Annotated in this window: 10 protein-coding genes; 9 read left to right on the top strand and 1 reads right to left on the bottom strand. The window is 59.1% G+C overall.

Translation table 11 applies throughout. The features are described 5' to 3' along the window. Window positions 1–9 precede the first annotated feature (9 nt). The 5 genes from ACZRMH_RS21235 (at window position 10) to ACZRMH_RS21215 (ending at window position 4,240) form a co-directional block, all read left to right on the top strand. Window positions 10–660, top strand: a complete 651-nt coding sequence (locus ACZRMH_RS21235) for an amino acid ABC transporter permease (protein ID WP_464015137.1) — start codon at window positions 10–12, stop codon at window positions 658–660. Further along, on the top strand, window positions 653–1,375 hold the full coding sequence (locus ACZRMH_RS21230; protein WP_019827257.1) for an amino acid ABC transporter ATP-binding protein: 723 nt from the start codon (window positions 653–655) through the stop codon (window positions 1,373–1,375). The genes ACZRMH_RS21235 and ACZRMH_RS21230 overlap by 8 nt, the downstream gene beginning before the upstream one ends. A gap of 9 nt (window positions 1,376–1,384) precedes the next feature. Beyond that, window positions 1,385–2,413, top strand: a complete 1,029-nt coding sequence (locus tag ACZRMH_RS21225; protein WP_464015136.1) for a trans-3-hydroxy-L-proline dehydratase — start codon at window positions 1,385–1,387, stop codon at window positions 2,411–2,413. Window positions 2,414–2,597: 184 nt separating this feature from the next. Beyond that, window positions 2,598–3,515, top strand: a complete 918-nt coding sequence (locus tag ACZRMH_RS21220; protein ID WP_464015135.1) for a dihydrodipicolinate synthase family protein — start codon at window positions 2,598–2,600, stop codon at window positions 3,513–3,515. Between the two features lie 461 nt (window positions 3,516–3,976). Beyond that, window positions 3,977–4,240 carry a short-chain dehydrogenase gene (locus tag ACZRMH_RS21215; protein ID WP_464015134.1) on the top strand — a complete coding sequence of 88 codons (264 nt, stop codon included), beginning with the start codon at window positions 3,977–3,979 and terminating at the stop codon, window positions 4,238–4,240. Window positions 4,241–4,434: 194 nt separating this feature from the next. Here the strand turns inward: ACZRMH_RS21215 and ACZRMH_RS21210 are convergent, their stop codons facing one another. Beyond that, window positions 4,435–5,442, bottom strand: coding sequence for an Ldh family oxidoreductase (locus ACZRMH_RS21210; RefSeq protein WP_464015133.1), 1,008 nt, complete (start codon window positions 5,440–5,442; stop codon window positions 4,435–4,437). Between the two features lie 182 nt (window positions 5,443–5,624). Here ACZRMH_RS21210 and ACZRMH_RS21205 point away from each other — a divergent pair, with 182 nt between their 5' ends. The 4 genes from ACZRMH_RS21205 to ACZRMH_RS21190 all read left to right on the top strand — a co-directional run bounded on the left by ACZRMH_RS21205 (window position 5,625) and on the right by ACZRMH_RS21190 (window position 19,775). Further along, window positions 5,625–7,811 carry a TonB-dependent siderophore receptor gene (locus ACZRMH_RS21205; protein ID WP_464015132.1) on the top strand — a complete coding sequence of 729 codons (2,187 nt, stop codon included), beginning with the start codon at window positions 5,625–5,627 and terminating at the stop codon, window positions 7,809–7,811. Between the two features lie 215 nt (window positions 7,812–8,026). After that, window positions 8,027–10,645 (top strand): Tc toxin subunit A, encoded by a 2,619-nt coding sequence (locus ACZRMH_RS21200; protein WP_464015131.1) that lies wholly within the window; start codon window positions 8,027–8,029, stop codon window positions 10,643–10,645. Window positions 10,646–10,671: 26 nt separating this feature from the next. After that, window positions 10,672–15,393, top strand: a complete 4,722-nt coding sequence (locus ACZRMH_RS21195) for a Tc toxin subunit A-related protein (protein WP_464015130.1) — start codon at window positions 10,672–10,674, stop codon at window positions 15,391–15,393. Beyond that, window positions 15,390–19,775 (top strand): SpvB/TcaC N-terminal domain-containing protein, encoded by a 4,386-nt coding sequence (locus ACZRMH_RS21190; protein WP_464015129.1) that lies wholly within the window; start codon window positions 15,390–15,392, stop codon window positions 19,773–19,775. Before ACZRMH_RS21195 ends, ACZRMH_RS21190 begins: the two co-directional genes overlap by 4 nt. Window positions 19,776–19,878 lie beyond the last annotated feature (103 nt).

The raw sequence follows: 19,878 nt of genomic DNA, 5'->3' as shown, positions 1-19,878 counted from the left end.
GACGAACCCATGTTTTCCACCAGTTTTACCTGGAACGACTTTGTGTTTTTGCTCGACGGTGCCTGGGTCACCCTGCAACTGACCATCTGGGCGATTCTGCTTGGCACCGTCGCAGGGCTGATCTTTGGCCTGCTGCGTGCCCTGCTGCCACGGGCCAGCCTGCCGCTGGCCTGGGTACTGGATGTGTTTCGCAGCGTGCCGTTGCTGATCCAGTTTGTACTGTTCAACTCGCTCAAAAGCATTGTCGGCCTGAATATCAGCGCCTTCAGTGTCGGCTGCATCGTACTCGGGGTCTACGCCGCAGCGTACTTCACCGAAATCGTGCGCAGCGGCGTGCTCGCGGTGCCTTTTAGCACACGCCGGGCCAGCCGCTCACTGGGCCTGAGCTACTTTCAGGACCTGCGCTATATCGTGCTGCCCATCGCCATGCGCGTGGCCTTCCCGGGCTGGCTCAACCTGGTGCTCAGCGTGATGAAAGACACCGCCCTGGTGATGTGGATCGGCATCGTTGAACTGCTGCGTGCCTCGCAAATCATCGTCACCCGCATCCAGGAACCGATGCTGGTGCTGTGCATCGCGGGCCTTATTTATTACGTCATGAGCCTGGTGGTTGCCCGCCTTGGCGCTCGCCTGGAAAAAAGGTGGCAAGAAAATGATTGAGATCGACAACGTGCATAAATCCTTCGGCGACCTTGAAGTGGTCAAGGGCGTGAGCCTGACCGTCAACAAGGGTGAAGTGGTGTCGATTATCGGCGGCTCCGGCTCCGGCAAGTCGACCCTGCTGATGTGCATCAACGGCCTGGAACCGATCCAGAAGGGTCATATCCGCGTCGACGGCATCGAAGTCCACGACCGCGCCACCAACCTCAACCACCTGCGCCAGAAAATCGGCATCGTATTCCAGCAATGGAACGCCTTCCCGCACCTCACCGTGCTGGAAAACGTCATGCTCGCGCCACGCAAGGTGCTGGGCAAAAGCAAGGCCGAAGCCGAGGCCCTGGCGGTGCAACAACTGACCCATGTGGGCCTGGGCGACAAGCTCAAGGCTTTCCCCGGCAAGCTCTCCGGCGGCCAGCAACAGCGTATGGCGATTGCCCGCGCCCTGGCCATGTCACCGGACTACATGTTGTTTGACGAAGCCACCTCGGCCCTCGACCCGCAGTTGGTGGGCGAGGTGCTGGACACCATGCGCATGCTCGCCGAAGACGGCATGACCATGGTCCTGGTAACCCACGAAATCCGCTTTGCGCGAGATGTATCCGACCGCGTGGCGTTCTTTCGCAATGGCCTGGTGCACGAAATCGGCTCCCCCGACCAAGTCATCGGCAACCCTGTGCACGCGGAAACCGCGGCCTTCCTCAAATCGGTCAAATAGGAGCAGAACATGCGTTCATCGAAAGTCATTCATGTGGTCAGCTGTCACGCCGAGGGCGAAGTCGGTGACGTGATCGTCGGCGGCGTCGCGCCACCGCCCGGTGCAACGGTGTGGGAGCAGTCACGCTGGATCGCCCGGGACGAAACCCTGCGCAACTTCGTGCTCAATGAGCCACGCGGCGGGGTGTTCCGTCACGTCAATCTGCTGGTGCCAGCCAAGGACCCGCGGGCGCAAATGGCCTGGATCATCATGGAACCGGCTGACACACCGCCGATGTCGGGTTCCAACTCCATCTGCGTATCCACGGTACTGCTCGACAGCGGCATTTTGCCGATGACTGAACCGCAAACCCGGCTGGTGCTCGAAGCCCCCGGCGGGCTGATCGAAGCCGTGGCCGATTGCCGCGACGGCAAGGTGCAGCGGGTCGAGATCAAGAATGTACCCTCCTTCGCCGACCGCCTGGATGCCTGGATTGAAGTTGAAGGCCTGGGTTCACTCAAGGTCGACACCGCCTATGGCGGCGACAGCTTTGTGCTGGCCGATGCCAAAGAGCTGGGCTTTGCCATCAGCCCGGATGAAGCGAAGGACCTCGTTGAGATCGGCCTGAAAATCACCCGTGCTGCCAACGAGCAACTGGGCTTCACTCACCCACTGAACCCGGACTGGTCGCATATCTCCTTTTGCCAGATCGCTGCGCCTGTGACTTATGAGAACGGTATCGCCAGCGGCGCCAACGCGGTGGTGATCCGCCCGGGCAAGATTGACCGCTCGCCCTGCGGCACCGGTTGCTCGGCGCGCATGGCGGTATTGCAGGCCAAGGGCGTGCTCAAGGTGGGCGATCGCTTTATCGGCCGCTCGATTATCGGTTCCGAATTCCATTGCCGCATTGACTCCATGACCGAAGTGGCCGGGCGCACCGCGATCTACCCGTGCATCTCCGGGCGGGCGTGGATTACCGGCACCCACCAGTTACTGCTCGACCCGAGCGACCCGTGGCCACAGGGCTATCGCCTTTCGGATACCTGGCCAGGTGCGTAACAAATCTGCATACACACCCTTACCCCTGTGGGAGCGAGCTTGCTCGCGATCGCATCACCGCGTGTGCCAGCAAAACCGAGTCGTCTGCATCGCGAGCAAGCCCGCTCCCACAGGGACAGTACATTTTCATTTTTCGCAATCAACCGTATACGAAATACCATCATCCAACCGGAGGCAACAAACAATGAGCAAGCGCATCAACTGGAGTGGCGTCTTCCCTGCGGTGACCACTCAATTCAACGATGACTTCAGCATCAACCTGGACAAAACCCACCAGGTGATTTCCAACGTTATCCGTGACGGCGTATCGGGCCTGGTGGTCTGCGGCTCTGTAGGGGAAAACACCTCGCTGACCGCCGAAGAAAAAATCGCCGTCACCGAAGTCGCGGTAGATGCCTCCCGCGGTCGTGTGCCGGTGATCTGCGGCGTGGCCGAATTTACCAGCGTGCAGGCGGCCAAAGTGGCCAACGCCGTGCGCAAGGTCGGCGTCGATGGCGTGATGCTGATGCCCGCGCTTGTCTACGGTTCCAAGCCCTTCGAAACTGCCGAGCACTATCGTTACGTGGCCAAGAATGCCGACGTACCACTGATGGTCTACAACAATCCGCCGATCTACAAAAACGACGTCACCCCGCAAATCCTGATTTCCCTGGCCGATTGCGACAACGTGGTGTGCTTCAAGGATTCCTCGGGCGACACCCGCCGTTTTATCGATATCCGCAATGAAGTCGGCGACCGCTTTGTGCTGTTTGCCGGGCTCGATGATGTGGTGCTGGAGAGTATCGCCGTGGGTGCCGAAGGCTGGGTCTCGGGGATGTCCAACGTATTCCCCGGGGAAGGTGAAACCATCTTCCGCCTGGCCAGGGCCGGACGCTTTGCCGAGGCCATGCCGATTTATGAATGGCTGATGCCGATCCTGCATCTGGACGCCCGCGCCGACCTGGTGCAGTGCATCAAGCTGTGTGAAGCCATTGCCGGTCGCGGCAGCGCCCTGACCCGTCCGCCGCGCCTGGCCCTGCCACGGGAAGACCGCGAATTTGTCGAACGGATCATGGCCAAGGCCCTGGCCAACCGCCCGCATCTGCCCGATGTCGGTCTTTGATTGATTGATTGCTGCGGGCAGTACTGTGGGAGCGGGCTTGCCCGCGATGGCATCGACTCGGTAACCCTGACATACAGTGGTGCCTGCATTGCTGGCAAGCCAGCTTCCATAGCTTTTGTAGTACTCATGAAATTTAGAGGATCTTGCCAGGCTCACGTTTTTTCAGGATTTTTCGCACAGGTTTTCCAATTGCCGAGGCAACTGCACGACACCTATAGTCAGCCCTCGCCTTTGGGCGACCGGGTTTGGCGACCTGTACAGTCTCGAAATAATGCGTAATTGCTATCTATGGCTAAGCGTGTATTTTGCTCGCAATGCTTTATGGCAGCTGTGCGTGGGAGATCTTTGGATCTGCCGGATTTCGGGATTTGCCGGTTCGCCAACCCGCGTGCAGCAGCCACCTGTTTTTGTTTGGCGACAAGAGCGGAGGGCTTAAATCCCTGTTCTAGAGGTTGCCCCATATGAACCAATTTATTCCGCTTACAGCAATTGACTGCACCATCCCTGCCTTGCTTATCGATCGCAATACTCCTGCTGATGTACTCCACGCCAACGCCGTCGCCCGTGTACTGGCAGTAACTCAACTGATGGAAACTTTTTCCGCCCACGAGCTGGAGGAGACTGACTCTGTTGATCTCAAACATATATCTAAAGCTGCTGCACTGTTGCTACGTGACGGCTGCGATCTGTTGAACGTGTTGGGTTGGCAATTGCAGCCGACGTAACCTGAAGTGCATTGTGGGAGCGGCGGTTCGACCTGCCCGCGATGGCATCGACTCGGTAACCCTGCCAGAATCGCTGGCAAGCCAGCTCCTGTGGGAGCGGGCTTGCCCGCGATGGCATCGACTCGCCCCCCCCCCTGAAACACCGGGGTGCAAGCATCGCTGACAAGCCAGTCCCCACAACTTTCATCCATGTGCTAGCTCAGCAACCCCAGCAAATCGTCATACAACCCCTGCGGTATCTGCACCCCCTCCACCTTACTGCGCGCCCGCGCCTCGTACCGGCGTTGCGACGGCAACCGCGCGCCCTGCCCTTCGATACCGGCAAACAACAGCTCGGCACGGGCCAGATGCTGCTCGGTCGCTGCCCCCAGAAAACGCTGCGGATCAAAGGCAATAATCAACTCGCCATGGTACGGCGACGACTTGCTGCCCGCGTCATAAGCCAGTGACTCGGCACTGGTCAAATCACCAATCAATGGCCCGGCAATCAACTCAACCATCGCCGCCAGCGCCGAGCCCTTGTGCCCGCCAAATGTCAGCATTGCCCCCGTATCCAGCACTACACTGGCGTCTGTGCTCGGCAGTCCTTGAGCATCAACTCCCCAGCCCTCAGGAATCGCCTTGCCCGCCCGACAGTGCAGCTCGATATCACCACGAGCAATGGCACTGGTAGCAAAATCGAATACAAAGGGATCACGCCCCGCCCGTGGCCAGCCAAAAGCAATGGGGTTGGTGCCGAACACCGGCTGGTTGCCGCCCGCAGGTGCAACCCAGGCATGGCTCGGGTTGCAGGCCAAGGCCACCAGCCCGGCGGCAGTCAGTTGCTCGATCTCAACCCACAGTGCCGAAAAATGCACACAATGATTGATCGCCAGCGCCGCAATGCCGTTAACCCGGGTTTTTTCCTCCAGCAAAGGCAACCCGGCCTGGAACGCCAACTGGGAAAAACCGCCCGCCGCATCCACCCGCACAATCGAAGGCGCCTGATCGATCACCTGCGGTTCGGCATCGGCCGACACCTTGCCCGCACGCAGCGAATTGACACAGCCGAGTACCCGGTACAAACCGTGGGAAGCGCATCCATCGCGCTCCCCGGCCAGCACCGTAGCGCTCACCGCTCGGGCATGGGCGCCATTGAAACCGTTATGCAACAAGATCGATTCGGCCAGTTCGTAAGCCTGGGCCAGGGTCAGTCGGATCATTTTCAGCTCCTTAACAGACCTTGCAGCCTGGCCCATTGCAAGCCCGGTGGCTTGATCGAATCAGCCTGTAGGCATGACGAATTCAGCACACCCACCCAGCCCCAAGTCGCGAGTAGCTGTATGATAGCCCGCTTGATCAACAGGCCTTGGCCACAAGCCTGCCCACCGTTCTGGAGCTGTGCATGAAAATGCTTTATCGGACTTTCAACGAGGGAGAGTCCGCCCCGCGGTTCACGCTCAATTTGCTCAGCCTGGGCCTGTTGCTGGCCAGTGCCGTACCTGCGGCACACGCAGCCAAAACCGAATTACCGGTAACTTCTGTAACTGCCGACGATAATGGCGCTTATCAGGCCGATAACGCCTGGGTCGGCGGTTTCGAGGCGGCGCCCTTGCTCGACACTCCGGCTGCCATCTCGGTGTTTACCGATGCGCTGATTGAAGACCAACAAGCGCGCCTGCTCAGCGATGTGTTGAAAAACGATGCATCGGTAGGTGAAAGCTATGCGCCGGTCGGTTACTACGAAAACTTCGTAGTGCGCGGCTTCTCGTTGAACTCGGCCAGCAGTTACAAGATCAATGGCCGCACCATCACCGGTGAGCAAAACGTCGGCCTGGAAAACAAGCAGCAGGTGGAATTGCTCAAGGGCCTGGCGGGCCTGCAAAGCGGAGTTTCCGAACCTGGCGGCGTGGTCAATTACGTGACCAAACGGGCTGCCGATGTACGCTCGGTGACGCTATCTACCGACGATCGCGGCAGCGGCTATATGGCCGCGGACGTGGGCGGCTGGTTCGGCAGCGAACAGCAGTTCGGCCTGCGTGCCAACTTTGCCCATGAGGACATTCATTCTTACGTTGAGCACGCCAATGGTCAGCGCGATTTCGCCTCCGTGGCGTTCGACTGGAACATCAGCCCCGATGCCCTGCTGCAACTGGATGTGGAATACCAGAACAAGGAGCAGCGTTCGGTGCCAGGCTATCAATTGCTTGGTGGCAGCGAACTGCCGCACCACGCCTCACCGAAAAAACTGCTGGCGCACCAGAGCGGCTCCAAACCGGTGACCATTGATTCGCTGAATATCAACGGCAACTTTGAGTACCGCTTCAGCGACAGCTGGAAAGGCAGCCTGAGTGCCTCGCGCAGCAAAGTAGTGATCGACGATTACAGTTCGTTTGCATGGGGCGGCTGCACGATCGGCTGCGTCACCCCAAATGTAGGCAACTACTTCACCCCCGAGGGCGGCTACGATATTTACGACTTCCGCAGCCCCGACGACACGCGACGCAACGATGAAGTGCAAGCAGCACTCAGCGGCAACTTCAATACTGGCAAAATCGGCCATGAACTGGCCGTAGGCACAAGTGCATTTCGGCGAGTCGTCGATAACCGCGAAGCCATCAATCATTGGCTCGGCAGCGGCAACATCGATAGCGAACCTGAGAATCTTGACCGCTACGAAGGTGCGCTCAAAGACAGCCACCGCCGCCTGGACAGCCGCCAGTACGGCGTATTTTTCAACGACCGGATCAGCTTTAACGAGCAGTGGCAGACCGTGCTGGGCGGGCGCGAAGTGCGCCTGGATGAAAAAACCTTCGACAGCGCTGGCGACACCACCCGCCACACCCAACGCTATGAATTCCTGCCCCAGGCCGCGCTGATCTACAAGCCGGTGCAGAACATGACCCTCTACACCCGCTACAGCAAGGGCCTGTCCCTGGGCGGCGAAGCACCGTGGTTTGCCAGCAATGCCTTTGAAATACTCGCCCCCACGGTATCGCGACAAATCGAGGCCGGGATCAAGTACGACTGGCAACGCATCAGCCTGAGCGCCACGCTGTTCCAGATTCGTCAGGCCTACCAGTACTCCCAACCCCAGGCAGATGACACGTTCACCTACGTACAGCAAGGCCAGCAGAAAAACACCGGCCTGGAACTGGCCGCCAACGGCTGGGCCACTGACCGCTTGCAGATAGCGGCCAGTGTGGCGGCCATCCGGGCCCGGGTTACCGGCAGCGGCACCCCGGAGTATGAAGGTCACCAGACCATTAACGTGCCGACCCTGCGCGCCAGCCTCTACGGCGATTATGCCCTGCCCTGGGTCGATGGCCTGGCCCTGCTTGGTGGCGTGCAGTACAGCGGCAAGAAATACGCCAGCCAGCTGGGCGAAACACAGGCCGACGCTTACGCCATTTTCAATATCGGCAGTCGCTACAGCACTCGCATTGACGGCTACGATACGGTGTTTCGCCTGACCGTCGACAATCTGTTCGACAAGCGCTACTGGCGTGATGTGGGCGAATACATGGGCGACAACTATGTGTTCCAGGGCGCACCGCTGACCGCACGGCTAAGCGCCTCGATCAACTTCTGACCCGGCCTTGCAACCCGATAGGGGGGGACAGCAATGTAGTCCCCTGCCTTCACCGCAAATATAAAAAACCTCCAGCCTCAGCGCACCAAGCTCGCCGCCAATAACGACAAATCCTAAAGCCTGCAGTGCTTGCGGCTGGCCGAAAAACGCACCTTGGCAATGCTAATTTTCTGTCGTGCAGTGGATCACCCGCTGCACGCTCAGGAATATTCACCATGCCTAAGGAAATCTCATCCCCTACCTACTCGGCCCTGTTCGAAAATGACCAGGACGCTTTTTGTTCGGCAACGTCCCTGGCTGCTGTCGACTCGCCTGCTGCATATCTGCGCGCGCTATACCTGTTTGCATTGCAGGTGGAGCAAACCGGCAAAGGGACGCGAACCAAAGCCACCCTCGCCCAGCGCCGGCCCATGCTTCAGGCGCTGGTGATCGATGCAGAGAACACCACTCGCCAGGTGCCCCTGCTGACTCTGGTCAATGAAGCCCTCACCGAGCCCGTCAAGGCTTACCTGGGCAATAACCGTGACCTCTATGGCAACCGCCCGGTTGAGCAGATACTGGCCGACCTGCGCTACCCCTTCCTGTTGCCGTTTGACCTGGCCCACCGCCAATGCGTACTGGGGCTGGCAGGTAATAAACCGGGGCTCGGCGCCCTGAATTACCGCATAAGCCTGAAGCTGCCCTGCAGCCAGCACCCGGAGAACAAGTACGGCACGATCCAGCAGGAAGCCTATGTGGCGCAACGCCTGCTCACTCTTCTCAGCCCCGCTCAGCAAAACCTGCTGAGCGAAAGCATTCACGGGCAAAACCCGACTCTCGACCCGGCACCGGCGGCCTTTTACAAACGGCACTATGGCAACAGCCAGCCCATCACCGAACGCCAGCAGTTCATGCAGCACACAGGATTGAACAGCCAGCAGTTCAATGAACTGCTGGCACAAGGCAGCTATCGACCGAGCTTGTCTGACAACGTCATACAAAATCCCGATCAGATGGCTGAAGATCTCAGAGTGGGTGCCCGCTATATCAATGGCCCCTTAATGGCAGGGCAAAAACAACTCGGGCTGGGCAGCGATACAACCGGAAAAACTCACCTGCAACACACCAGCATCCAGCGTCATGACCGGTTGCAACGGATGATCCGCCTGCAACGCTGGCTCGACATGCCATTTGTCGATCTGGATACCCTGCTGTACAGCGCCATGCGTTGCGAAACCTCTGCCACACAGTACTTCGCGATCAATGACAATAGCCTGCGGGCACTGGGTGTATTTCGCTATCTGAGCAAAAGCTACGGCCTCAGGCCCGAGGTATTTTCGGCCTGGCTATTCCAGATACCCGTACACGGAGTCGGGCAAAACCCGGCACTGTTCGATCAGGTGTTCAATCCGCCTCGCGGGTTCAACTCACCCCTAACCCTGGACAACCAGCCGCTAGACCTCGACACAACGGATACCTCCCTGTATCAGATCTGCGCAGCCCTGGGTCTCGAAGACACGCCCGAATCTCTGGGTTTGCTGAAAAGCCGTACGCGCCACTACCTGAGCGCACCCGGCCGCAATATTGCCACCCTCTCCAGCCTCTATCGCCAGGCCACAGTCCCCGGCATGTTCGGCCTCAGCGTCAGGGATTGCGATCACCTTGCCCAATTGCTCGGGGGCGAGACGTACCGACAGCAACTGGTCAAACCCGACTTGCGCACATCGGGCAGCAACGCGCCAGCAGACTTTCTCGATGTGCTGATGCAACTGGACTGGGCGGTCACCTGGATCAAGAACATCGGTATCAGCGTGCCACAGTTGCGCCAGCAACTGCTGCTGGAGACGGCGACTGAGACATTACGCGTACAGCAGCGACTCAAGGAGGTCGACGATGTGCTGCAGCGCTTGCAAGGGTATTTACTGCCCCAGGCCCTTATCGACGGACTGGACCTGCCCCGGCCCGAAGCGCAGGTAAAGCCCTTGCCGTATTCCTGGAGCGTACTGCTGGCCAAAGGGTTGTTACGCGCACAGCCCCAGCTACCCAGGCAGCCGAAACCCGACAGCCTGGAAAAAAGCATTGCGCACATGGTTGATCGATACATAACCCTAAGCCAGGACCCTGAACGCAACCAGACGCTCAAGGCCGATGTAAAACACAAGCTCAACAGCCAGATTTCGGCGGCTTACACACTGTTGCTGCCCTTCAGGGAGCAAGTGCAACAGTTGCTCAAGGACAACTCCCAGGCCAGTGAGGCGCCCGATCTGCTCAAACACAAAGGCAAACAAGCAACGCGCATTTTCGCCAACGCGCTGGGCAGTGACGGCTCCCGGGAAACACTCAAGCACTTGCTGCTGTTTCTACCCAATGCCCAGATGGACCTGCAACTGCCCATCAGCCACCTGGCACTGCAAGCCTTCGTGCATAACCCCCATTGGCTGGATGCCGAACACACCGGATCCGCAACCCTGCGCCTGACCCTGAGCACCCTGTATCTGTTCAACAGGTTCAATCACTTCAGTGAGCTGTACGCGGTCGATCACAACACCGTGCTCAATTACTTGCGGCTGGCCAATGAGCTGGGTCAGGGCCCGGAATCGGCCACAAAAATCAATCAGCAGTTATCCCTGATGCTGGGCTGGAGCACCAGCGAAGTACTGGCGCTGGTCGATCGTTTGCCAAACAAGCGGGTGCTCTCAATGGCACAACTGGATTGGCTAATGCGCTGCCATGACACCGCCAGGCTGACGGGGCTTTCGGCCCACCGTCTGCTGATGGCGACAGGTTTGACAGCCACCTTCAGCTCTGACGACTGGAAACAGGTCGGCAGCGCCATCCTTGCCGCCCACCCATAAGCCTTTGCATCGTTCAGGGAATGACCATGTCAGAACAACTCCATCAGCAACTCAATGAACAATTACGTGATGCACTGCTCGCGCTTTGCCTCACCTATGCGGTACCTGAAGACAGCAACCTGCTCGGGTACGGAATCAGCACTGCCGATGACCTGTACGCCTGGTGGCTGCTCGATATGCAGGTCAGCCAGGCAGTGCCCACCACTCGCGTAGCCAGTGCCATTGCCAGCCTGCAGCAATATATCAACGCCATTTCGCTGGGCCTCGAGCCGGGTTATGAAACCCGGGGCATGAGCGCTGCCCAACACGCCCATTGGCGCGACAGCCTGAATGCCTATTCGCTGTGGCGTACGGTTCAACAACTGCGCCACTTTCCGGCCAACTACCTGAACCCCATGTTGCGCAGCCATAAAACCGACAGTTTCCAGCAACTGGAAAACGATATAAACCAGTGTCGGATCCAGTCGGACAGTGTGCTGCCCGCCATTCAGCGCTATTTGATCCGTTTCGAAGAAATCGCCAACCTCAAAACCCTCAACGGCTATATCGACGGCGACAAGGACAATTTCGCCAGCAGCACTTACTACTTTGTTGGCAGGTCGAATGTCGACAACACCTATTATTGGCGCTCACTGGATATGTCCCGCCGTGGACTTCAGCAAGACGCCGGAGGGGTTGCACCTTACAAACTGGATACACCGCAGCCGGTAGCCTGGTCCGACTGGAAAAAAATCTCCCTTCCTGCTTCAGGAAATATCCCCGAACACAGCGTGCGCCCGGTGTATTTCAACAATCGCCTGTTTGTCGTCTGGGCTCAGTGCCTGTCACCTGCGGCAGGCAGCAACAGCAGCGAGTATTCCTGGTCCGATCCCGGGGAGTCCGAGAAGAGTTATAAAACACGCCTGGAAAGCTTTCTTAAAAGCCGCTTTATCCAGTTTCGCCTGTGTTTCACCTATCTGAACTACGATGGCAGCTGGAGTGTGCCGCAGGTATGCAGTGACGAATACTGCGTCATGAAAGAGCTCAACAAACTGGATATGGAGGCACTGAAACAGGCCACTCAAACAGTCGCCGTCCTTGATTCCACCACTCAACCGCCCTCATTGTTTCTGGGGCTCAATGCCCATGCGCCCTTATCGCGTGCTGTGAGCAAGGACCACAGCCGCAGTGACTACTTTCAGGCCGTAAGAATCGATCAGAGCTTTGCCCAGAAACACCTGTTTTCAAGGGGCACAGTGGCAGACATGAAGTCCACACCCGAGCACGAAAAGCTGGCCAAACGCTATTTATCCCTCTTTATCTACAACAACCATCAGAACCTAAATTTCCACGCTCCAGCCAGCGAAACCATTGCCGTCACCGGCATGCTCAACAGCACCCCGAATCCTGTTCCGGCGGGTTGGAACTTCGATGGCATGCAGGCTTATATCAGCGACCAGTCCATGGCAGGCGACATTGTTTTCAACGCCACCTCCTGTGTGCTGGAAGTGACGACAAGGCTGGCCCGGGAATTCCCCGCACACCAGAGCGTGACATTCAAGGCGAGCACCAGGGGCGGCGAACTGACCCTGGATCTGACCCTCCTGCGCCCGCCCACTGGTGGCCACAGCAAACCGATGCTGCAAAATGGCTCGGTGCTCACAATCAATTCCGAGATCAGCCCGCCGTGCAACTGGATATCCCTGTCCATTACCTGCCTGAAGACCGGCCTTGTGTACTCCGGTCTGATCCATGAGCGCGCCGATTCCGCGGCCGGCACTGTCCAGCCACTGCTGGCCAGGCCGGTACGCCTGGATTGGGAGGTCGACCTTAAAGGCAAGTACATCGAGTACGACGCTTTCAACTTCATGTTTGAAAACACCAATACCGACTACCGCATTGCTGTCCACTTCCATGCTGAAGCCAACAGTCCGGCAGACCCCCAGAAAGACTGGCTGTTCGATCACGCCAGGGCCACGCTATATGCCCGCCACTACAAGCCCGTCATCATCACCCCGCGGCACGAAGACACACCTCACCCTCATAAGCTCCATCGCGGCAACAGCCAAATTGTCGGCGCGCCCAATACATCGCGACGGGAACTCAATGGCTCCTCCCTGAGCCTGGATCCCGCCCAGCCCTTCAGCGCCCATATTCAACTCAACCCCAAAACCCTGCGCCCCCACGAAGAGCAAAGCAGCGGTTCCACCGGCAGTGCGCGCCCCATCACGATCATTCACGGGGTACTGATTTTCGATACGGATACACGCCATAACGACCGCATCATCCGCGGCTATGCCCTTAAAGCCTTTAGCCTGACCCTGAACCCGGGCGATTCGGCAACTGCACCGCCTCTGGCGCCAAGAATCACCCGTGGCGCGGCACAGGCTGAAGGTACGGCGGAGTTCATCGACTTCAGCGGTTCGATTATCCAGTACAGCGACAATACCCTGGTCCAGACACCACGCCTCCCCGTGCGCATGAACACCGAGGTCAGCAGGCAATTAAGCGCCGCCGCCAGTGTCAGCCTTGACCGCCTGTTCTCGATGACCGCCAGCCAATGGCGCGAACCTGCACTGCCTCATAACACGGCGCCGGCGATGCTGGATTTCCATGGTGCTCACGGCAAATATTTTTGGGAGTTGTTCCTGTACCTGCCGTGGCTGGTGGCCTGGCGCCTGAATATGGAGCAGCGCTATGCCGAGGCCCAAGCCTGGCTTACTTACCTCTTCGACCCGACCCGTACAACTACTGATCCCCGACAAGGCCCCGACTACTGGAAGCTGCATGCCCTGACCCCAACCACGGCCGAACCCGGTTACGCGCAGTACACCCCGGATGACCCGAACCAGATCGCGCTCAGTACCCCGGTTCACTTTCGTCAGGCCTTGTACATGCTGTATCTGGACATCCTGTTCAACCGGGGTGATGCCGCCTACCGTCAAACCAGCGCCGACAGCCTGGCAGAAGCCAAACTCTGGTATGTACGGATCAACCACCTGCTCGGCCCGCGACCGGTCAACACCGATGCCGACCCTTGGGAACCCATGACCCTGCACGAGCTGAGCACCTCGGAGGCCAGCGTACTGTGCCGGCCTCTCAACCCCGATCTGGAAGCGCGTCGGGACAAGATCGAAAGCCGGTTATACAACCTGCGCAATCACCTCAGCATTACCGGGAAACCCTTGCATCTGCCTGTGTACGCCCCCGCGCAGCCCCCCCGTTCACTGCTCACCCATTACGCCCGCAGCGCCGGTTCCAGCAACGGCTCCACAGCAAATATGCCGCTGGCGGATATCGGCCATTATCGCTTTGCGGTGGTTTACGCGCAGGCAATGGGCCTGGTCGAGAATGTCATCCAGCTCGGCAGCACCTTGCTGCTGCTGTTCGAACGCCAGGACCAAAACGAGCTTATGCAGTTACAACAACAGCATGCCTGGGACCTGGCCAGGATCGCCCTTGACCAACAACTTCAAGGCATGACGGTCGACGCCACCAACCATATGGCCCTGCTCGCCAGCCGACAGGTGATCGAAGGCCGCGTGCACTATTTCGAAAAATTGCTTAAGGAAGGCATCTCCGCAGCAGAGTCGCGCGCCAGCCAGCATTATCTGGAAAGCGCGCAATGGGACAGGGCCGCTTCAGCAGCCCAGGCGAGTGCCGGGATGGCAATGCTGGCGCCCAACATATTCGGCACCTCCAACGGCGGCATGCGCTTCGAAGGCGCGTTTCATGCCATTCAGGCGGTGGCCCAGGGTGTGGCCAATGACAAGCGCTCCAATGCCAATCACCTGGATCGCACCGAGCTGTTCAACCGCCGCGCCCAGGAATGGCGCCAGGCGCTGGAGCAGTGTCGGCTGGAGCTCAATCAGCTCGACGTGCAGATCAAGGCCCACACACAGCAGAGCGCCCTGCTGCGCTTGCAACTGCAGCACAGCGAAACGGCAATGGATCAGGCCCGGCTTACCTATGAGCTGCTCAACAAGCGCTTCTCGGGTAGACAGCTGAATCAATGGCTCAACAGCCAATTGGCGGCGTTCTACTATCAGGCGTACGACGCGGCCCATTCGATGTGTTTGGCCGCCCAGGCGTGCTGGCAATTTGAACGTGCCGACTGGAATACCGGTTTTATTCAAGGCAGCGCCTGGAACAATCAATTCAAGGGGATGACCGCCGGGGAATCGCTAAAGCTGCACCTGCAAGCAATGAACAGGGCTTATTTGCAACGCAACCAGCGCGAGCTGGAAATCAGCAAAACCCTGTCCTTGCGCCAACTGCATGGCAAAGACACCAGCACCACAGCCAATAAGGAGTGGAGCGCACTCAGCCAGCAATTACTCACCAGCGCCAGCGTCGACTTCGAGTTGACCAAGGCGCTGTTTGACGCCGACTACCCCGGCCATTATCTGCGCCGGATCAAAAGCGTAAGTGTATCCCTGCCCGCCACGCTCGGGCCTTATGAGGATATTCGCGCGATCCTGACCCAGACCTGGAACCAGACCCAGTTATCCGAAAGCCCCGCCGATACTCGCGAGAACCTGCGGGTCAGGGAGCAGGTCGCCCTCTCCACCGGCCTGAGTGACAGCGGCCTGTTTACCCTCAACTTCGACACCGACGAGCGCTATCTGCCGTTTGAATACACCGGAGCGGTGTCCAGATGGCAATTGACGTTCCCCAACCACACGACCCAGTTGGCCATGCTCAAGTCGCTGAACGACATCATTGTGCATGTGCGCTACACCGCAAGAAGCGCAGGAGGTCAACAATGAGCGCACAAGGCGAGGTGCTTACACCGTCCCTGCCCAAGGGCGGTGGTGCCATCCACAGTATCGGTACCGGCTGGGGTGCCGTGGGGCTAACCGGTGCTGCGTCATTTCAGATCCCGCTGCCCATATCCCCGGGGCGTGGCCATGCCCCGGCAATCAGCCTCGATTATCACAGCACCCTGGGCAACGGTCCGTTCGGCATGGGCTGGGTGGCGGCTGCGGGCGCCATTGGCCGCAGTACCCTCAAGGGTGTACCCGCCTACAACGACGAAGATATATTCATTGCCCCTTCGGGAGCCGAACTGCTCCCGCTGCGAACGGCGCAAGGCACACTGCAAACCCGTATCGTCGACCACTACAACGACCTGCAACTGGATACGCAATACAGCGTGGTGCGCTATGTGCCACGTCACGAATCCAGCTTCGACCGCATCGAGCACTGGTCATCGACAGCGGATAGCGCCGGGTTCTGGCTGGTTCAGGGCGCAGATGGCGATATCCATCTGTATGGCAAGACACCCTCGGCGCGTATCGCTGACCCCAAGGCGGCGGGCCATGTCGCGCAATGGTTGCTTGAAGAAAGCCTCACCCCTCACGGCGAGCAGATCGGCTACCACTACAAAGCGGACACCCGGGGCGATACTCAGCGTGATTTCAGCGCTCAGCGCTACTTGAGCCGTATCTGCTACGCGAACATCACCGCCATGGCCCAACTGTCTCTCTGGTCCCGCGCAACCCTGGCGCAAAAGCAGTGGCATTTTGAGTTGCTGTTTGACTACGGCGAGCGCTTTACCGGGCTGACCCAACCCCCCACCTATCTTGAGCAAACACCCTGGATGGAACGCAGCGATCCATTGTGCAGTTATGCCTATGGCTTCGAGCTGGGTACGCGGCGTCTTTGCCAGCAAATCCTGATGTTCCACTATTTCCCTGAAGAAACGGCCCTGGGGCCTGCCCCCGTTCTGACCCGACGCCTGTTGCTGGAGTATTCGACCAGCGACACCCGGGCCAGCTTGCTGCAGGCCGTGCATAACCAGGCCTTTGACGCCGCCGGGGCAATCAGCCACTGGCCACCTCTGGAGCTGGCTTACAGCCCTTTCACCCTGACCGCCGACACCGCACGCCATCAATCCTTTGAGGTTCTGCAAGGCCCCGACACCGGTCAGGGCTACCAGTTGATTGACCTGTACAACGACGGCGTGCCCGGCGTGCTCTACCGCAGTGATAAAAACTGGCACTACCGCGAGCCACTCAGGGGCGTGGGTAATCAAGTGATCTACGGCCCGCTGCAAGCGCTGGAGCGTATCCCCGTGGCAGCCCCGAACAGCCCGCAACAACAATCCCTGGCAGATCTCAATGGTGACGGCCAGTTGGAGTGGATCGTTGCCCAACCGGGCATGAGCGGATTTTTCACCCTGGAGCATGACCGCCAATGGTCCGGCTTCGTGCCCTTTGCAGCGCTGCCGCAGGAGTATTTCCACCCCATGGGCCAGCTCGCTGACTTGATGGGTCATGGCATCCAGGACCTTGCCCTGATTGGCAGCAATAGCGTGCGCCTGTATGCCAATCAGGGGCCGCAGGGATTTGCAGCCGGGGCCGATATCCCCCATCAGCCGGACGATGACCGCTTGCCGCTGCCTGGCGATGGCGTAACTGAACTGCTGGCATTCAGCGATATTCTGGGCAGCGGCCAGCAGCACCTCATCCGCATTCGCCACAACGAGATCAAATGCTGGCCGAATCTGGGCCGGGGGCGCTTCGGCAAAGGTTTTGTCTTTGCCACACTGCCCTTCTCCTATGCCGAGTTCGAGGCATCGCAGGTCTTGCTTGCCGATCTGGACGGCAGTGGCGCCAGTGACCTGATCTATCTTCAGCCCGATCAGGCGCTGATTTTCATCAACCGTTGCGGTAACGGTCTACAGGGTACGCCCACGGTGCTGCCCTGGCCGGACGGGGTCAGGCATGACCGCTTTTGCCAGGTCAGTGTGGCTGACCTGCAAGGCCTGGGCTGCGCGAGCCTGATCCTCTCCGTCCCCCACCCCTCGCCGCGTCACTGGCGCTACGACTTTGTCACTGAAAAGCCCTATTTGCTGGTCAACACCAACAACAATATGGGTGCCGCCGCACACCTGCACTACCGCAGCAGCGCCCAGTACTGGCTGGATGAAAAACAGCAGCGCAGTGACAGCAACAAGCCGCCGATCTGCGGTCTGCCATTTGCAATGCACCTGGTCAGCGAGCAGCAACAACTGGATCTGATCAGTGGCAACCAACTGACCCAGCGTTTTGAGTACAGGGACGGCTATTACGATGCCGCTGAGCGCAAGTTCCAGGGCTACGGTCTGCTGCTGGCAAGCGACACCGAGCACCCTGCAGCTACTCGAACCGACAAGGACCACACGCCAGCCCTGCTGCGCAAAATCTGGTTTCACACGGGCAAATACCTCGACGTGCCCCGCGACGATTACTGGGCGGGGGACCCCCAGGCTCACCCGCTGGGCAAGACCCTGCTGCCAACCGCCGCCTCGCCGCAGGTGCAGCAAATGCAACGGGCGCTAAGCGGCCTGGTGGTGCGTGAGGAAGTGTTCGCCGCCGATGACCCACCATCGTCACGGGTGCCCTACACCGTGAACCAGAACCGCTATATGCTGCAACAACTGCAACCATCAGGTGCCCTGCTGGTATTGCCCCTGGAGTCGCAGACCTGCCGCTACGAGCGCGAAGCCTCCGATCCTGCCTGCCAGCACACCATCAACTTGCGTCATGACCGCTATGGCAGTATTGAGCACGCGCTGACCATCGACTACGCCCGCCGCAAGCGTCCGACCGATCCGCCGCCCTTCATCGCCGCCCATCAGCAGACATGGTGGCGCGACACCCATGATCCAGCTCAGCAGGCCTACTACATCCGCGAAACCCTGGCGCAATGCATTCATCTGCAAGGCCCGCAACGCTGGCGGCTGCAATTGCCCTACCGCCAGCGCAGCAATGCCCTGATCCTTGAAAAGGGGAGCCTTGAGCCCGAACGCATCAGCTATGAACAGTTGATCAGCAGCGCACCTGACAACCCGCTTGGGCCAGATGCCCGGCGCACGCTGTGCAGCTTGTCCGTGCAGTATTACTGCCACGCAGACAGCAACTCAGCCTTGCCGGCGGGCCAGGCCAGCTTTCAGGCGCTGAGCGCTTATCAGGAGTGTGCAGAGCTGGACAAACAAGCGCTTGCTGTCTACGACAATGTGCCCGACCAAACCGGGCAACGACCTTTTGATCTGCCTGCCACCCTCGCCCGCGAGCATTACCATCCGCTGCCACCTTTCCTCGGCAATGAAAAAGCACACAACACACTCTGGTCACTCAAACAGGGCTTTGCCCGTTATGCAGGCGCGCCGGGGTTCTATCGGGCCATCGAGGTGCGCCCGTCTGAAAGTCACTCAGTCACCCGACTCGCATATGACCGCTATAACTGCCATATCACGTCAGTGAGCGCAGCGGACGGGGGTAGCACCCACGCCGTGCATGACTATCGCCTGTTACTGCCCATTGTCGTTACCGACCCTCAGGGCAACGTTCAGCAAGCGCACTACGACGCCTTCGGGCAACTGCAGGCAACCAGCGTTTACGGGCAGGAACGTGGCAAACCAGCGGGTTTCGCCCCCCTCTCACAGTACCGGCGCCCTGCTGACGACAGCCCTGGAGCCGCGATCGAAGACCCTGCTGCGGCACTGCACAATGCCGCCAGCGCCTGTTTTTACGCACCGTTCAACTGGATGGGCCACATACCGCCATCGCCCCTGCAGGTGCACTGGATAGCCCAGGGGTATCTGACCCCGGGCGGGCATATCAGGGCCAGCGCACGCGCACGTGTGGCCAGCCTGGACATGAGCAACCCGCACAACCGCCAGTTGGCTGAACAACTGCGCCAGGCACGACGCGAGCCGGTCTATGGCGCAGTGCTGCAGGCGGACAACTACCCCGGTAGCAAAGAAGACATCAATATCCATCTCAACCTGACATTCAGTGATGGCTTTGGCCGGATCCTGCAAACCAAACAAAAAACCTGCCCAGGCATGGCCCATATAGCCGACTCATCGGGGCGTCTGAGCCTTGAGCAGCAGCGCTGCGAGAAGCGCTGGCGGGTCAGCGCCAGGGTCGAATACAACAACAAGGGGCAAGCGATCCGCATCTATCGAGCTTACTTCGTCGACCAGCACCGCTACAGCGATGATGAGGCCCTGCGCAACAATGGTTACAGCGATAGCTTGTTTTATGACCCGTTGGGCAGGCCCACCAGCAAAGTCAACGCCAGAGGTCATTTAAGCCGGCAGACCTGGTACACCTGGTACAGCATCAATGAGGATGAAAACGATACCTGGGAGCCTGAATAGCCGCACCCGCAGAAACCCGGGCGCGTATAACGCGGGATTTAATTGATAGTCTCCTATCAAAAAGCGCAAGCTAGAGAGCTTGGTAACGCTTTGTATCATTCCG

The sequence above is a fragment of the Pseudomonas sp. B414 genome (assembly GCF_055408445.1).
This window is presented reverse-complemented; position numbering and strand designations above follow the sequence as displayed.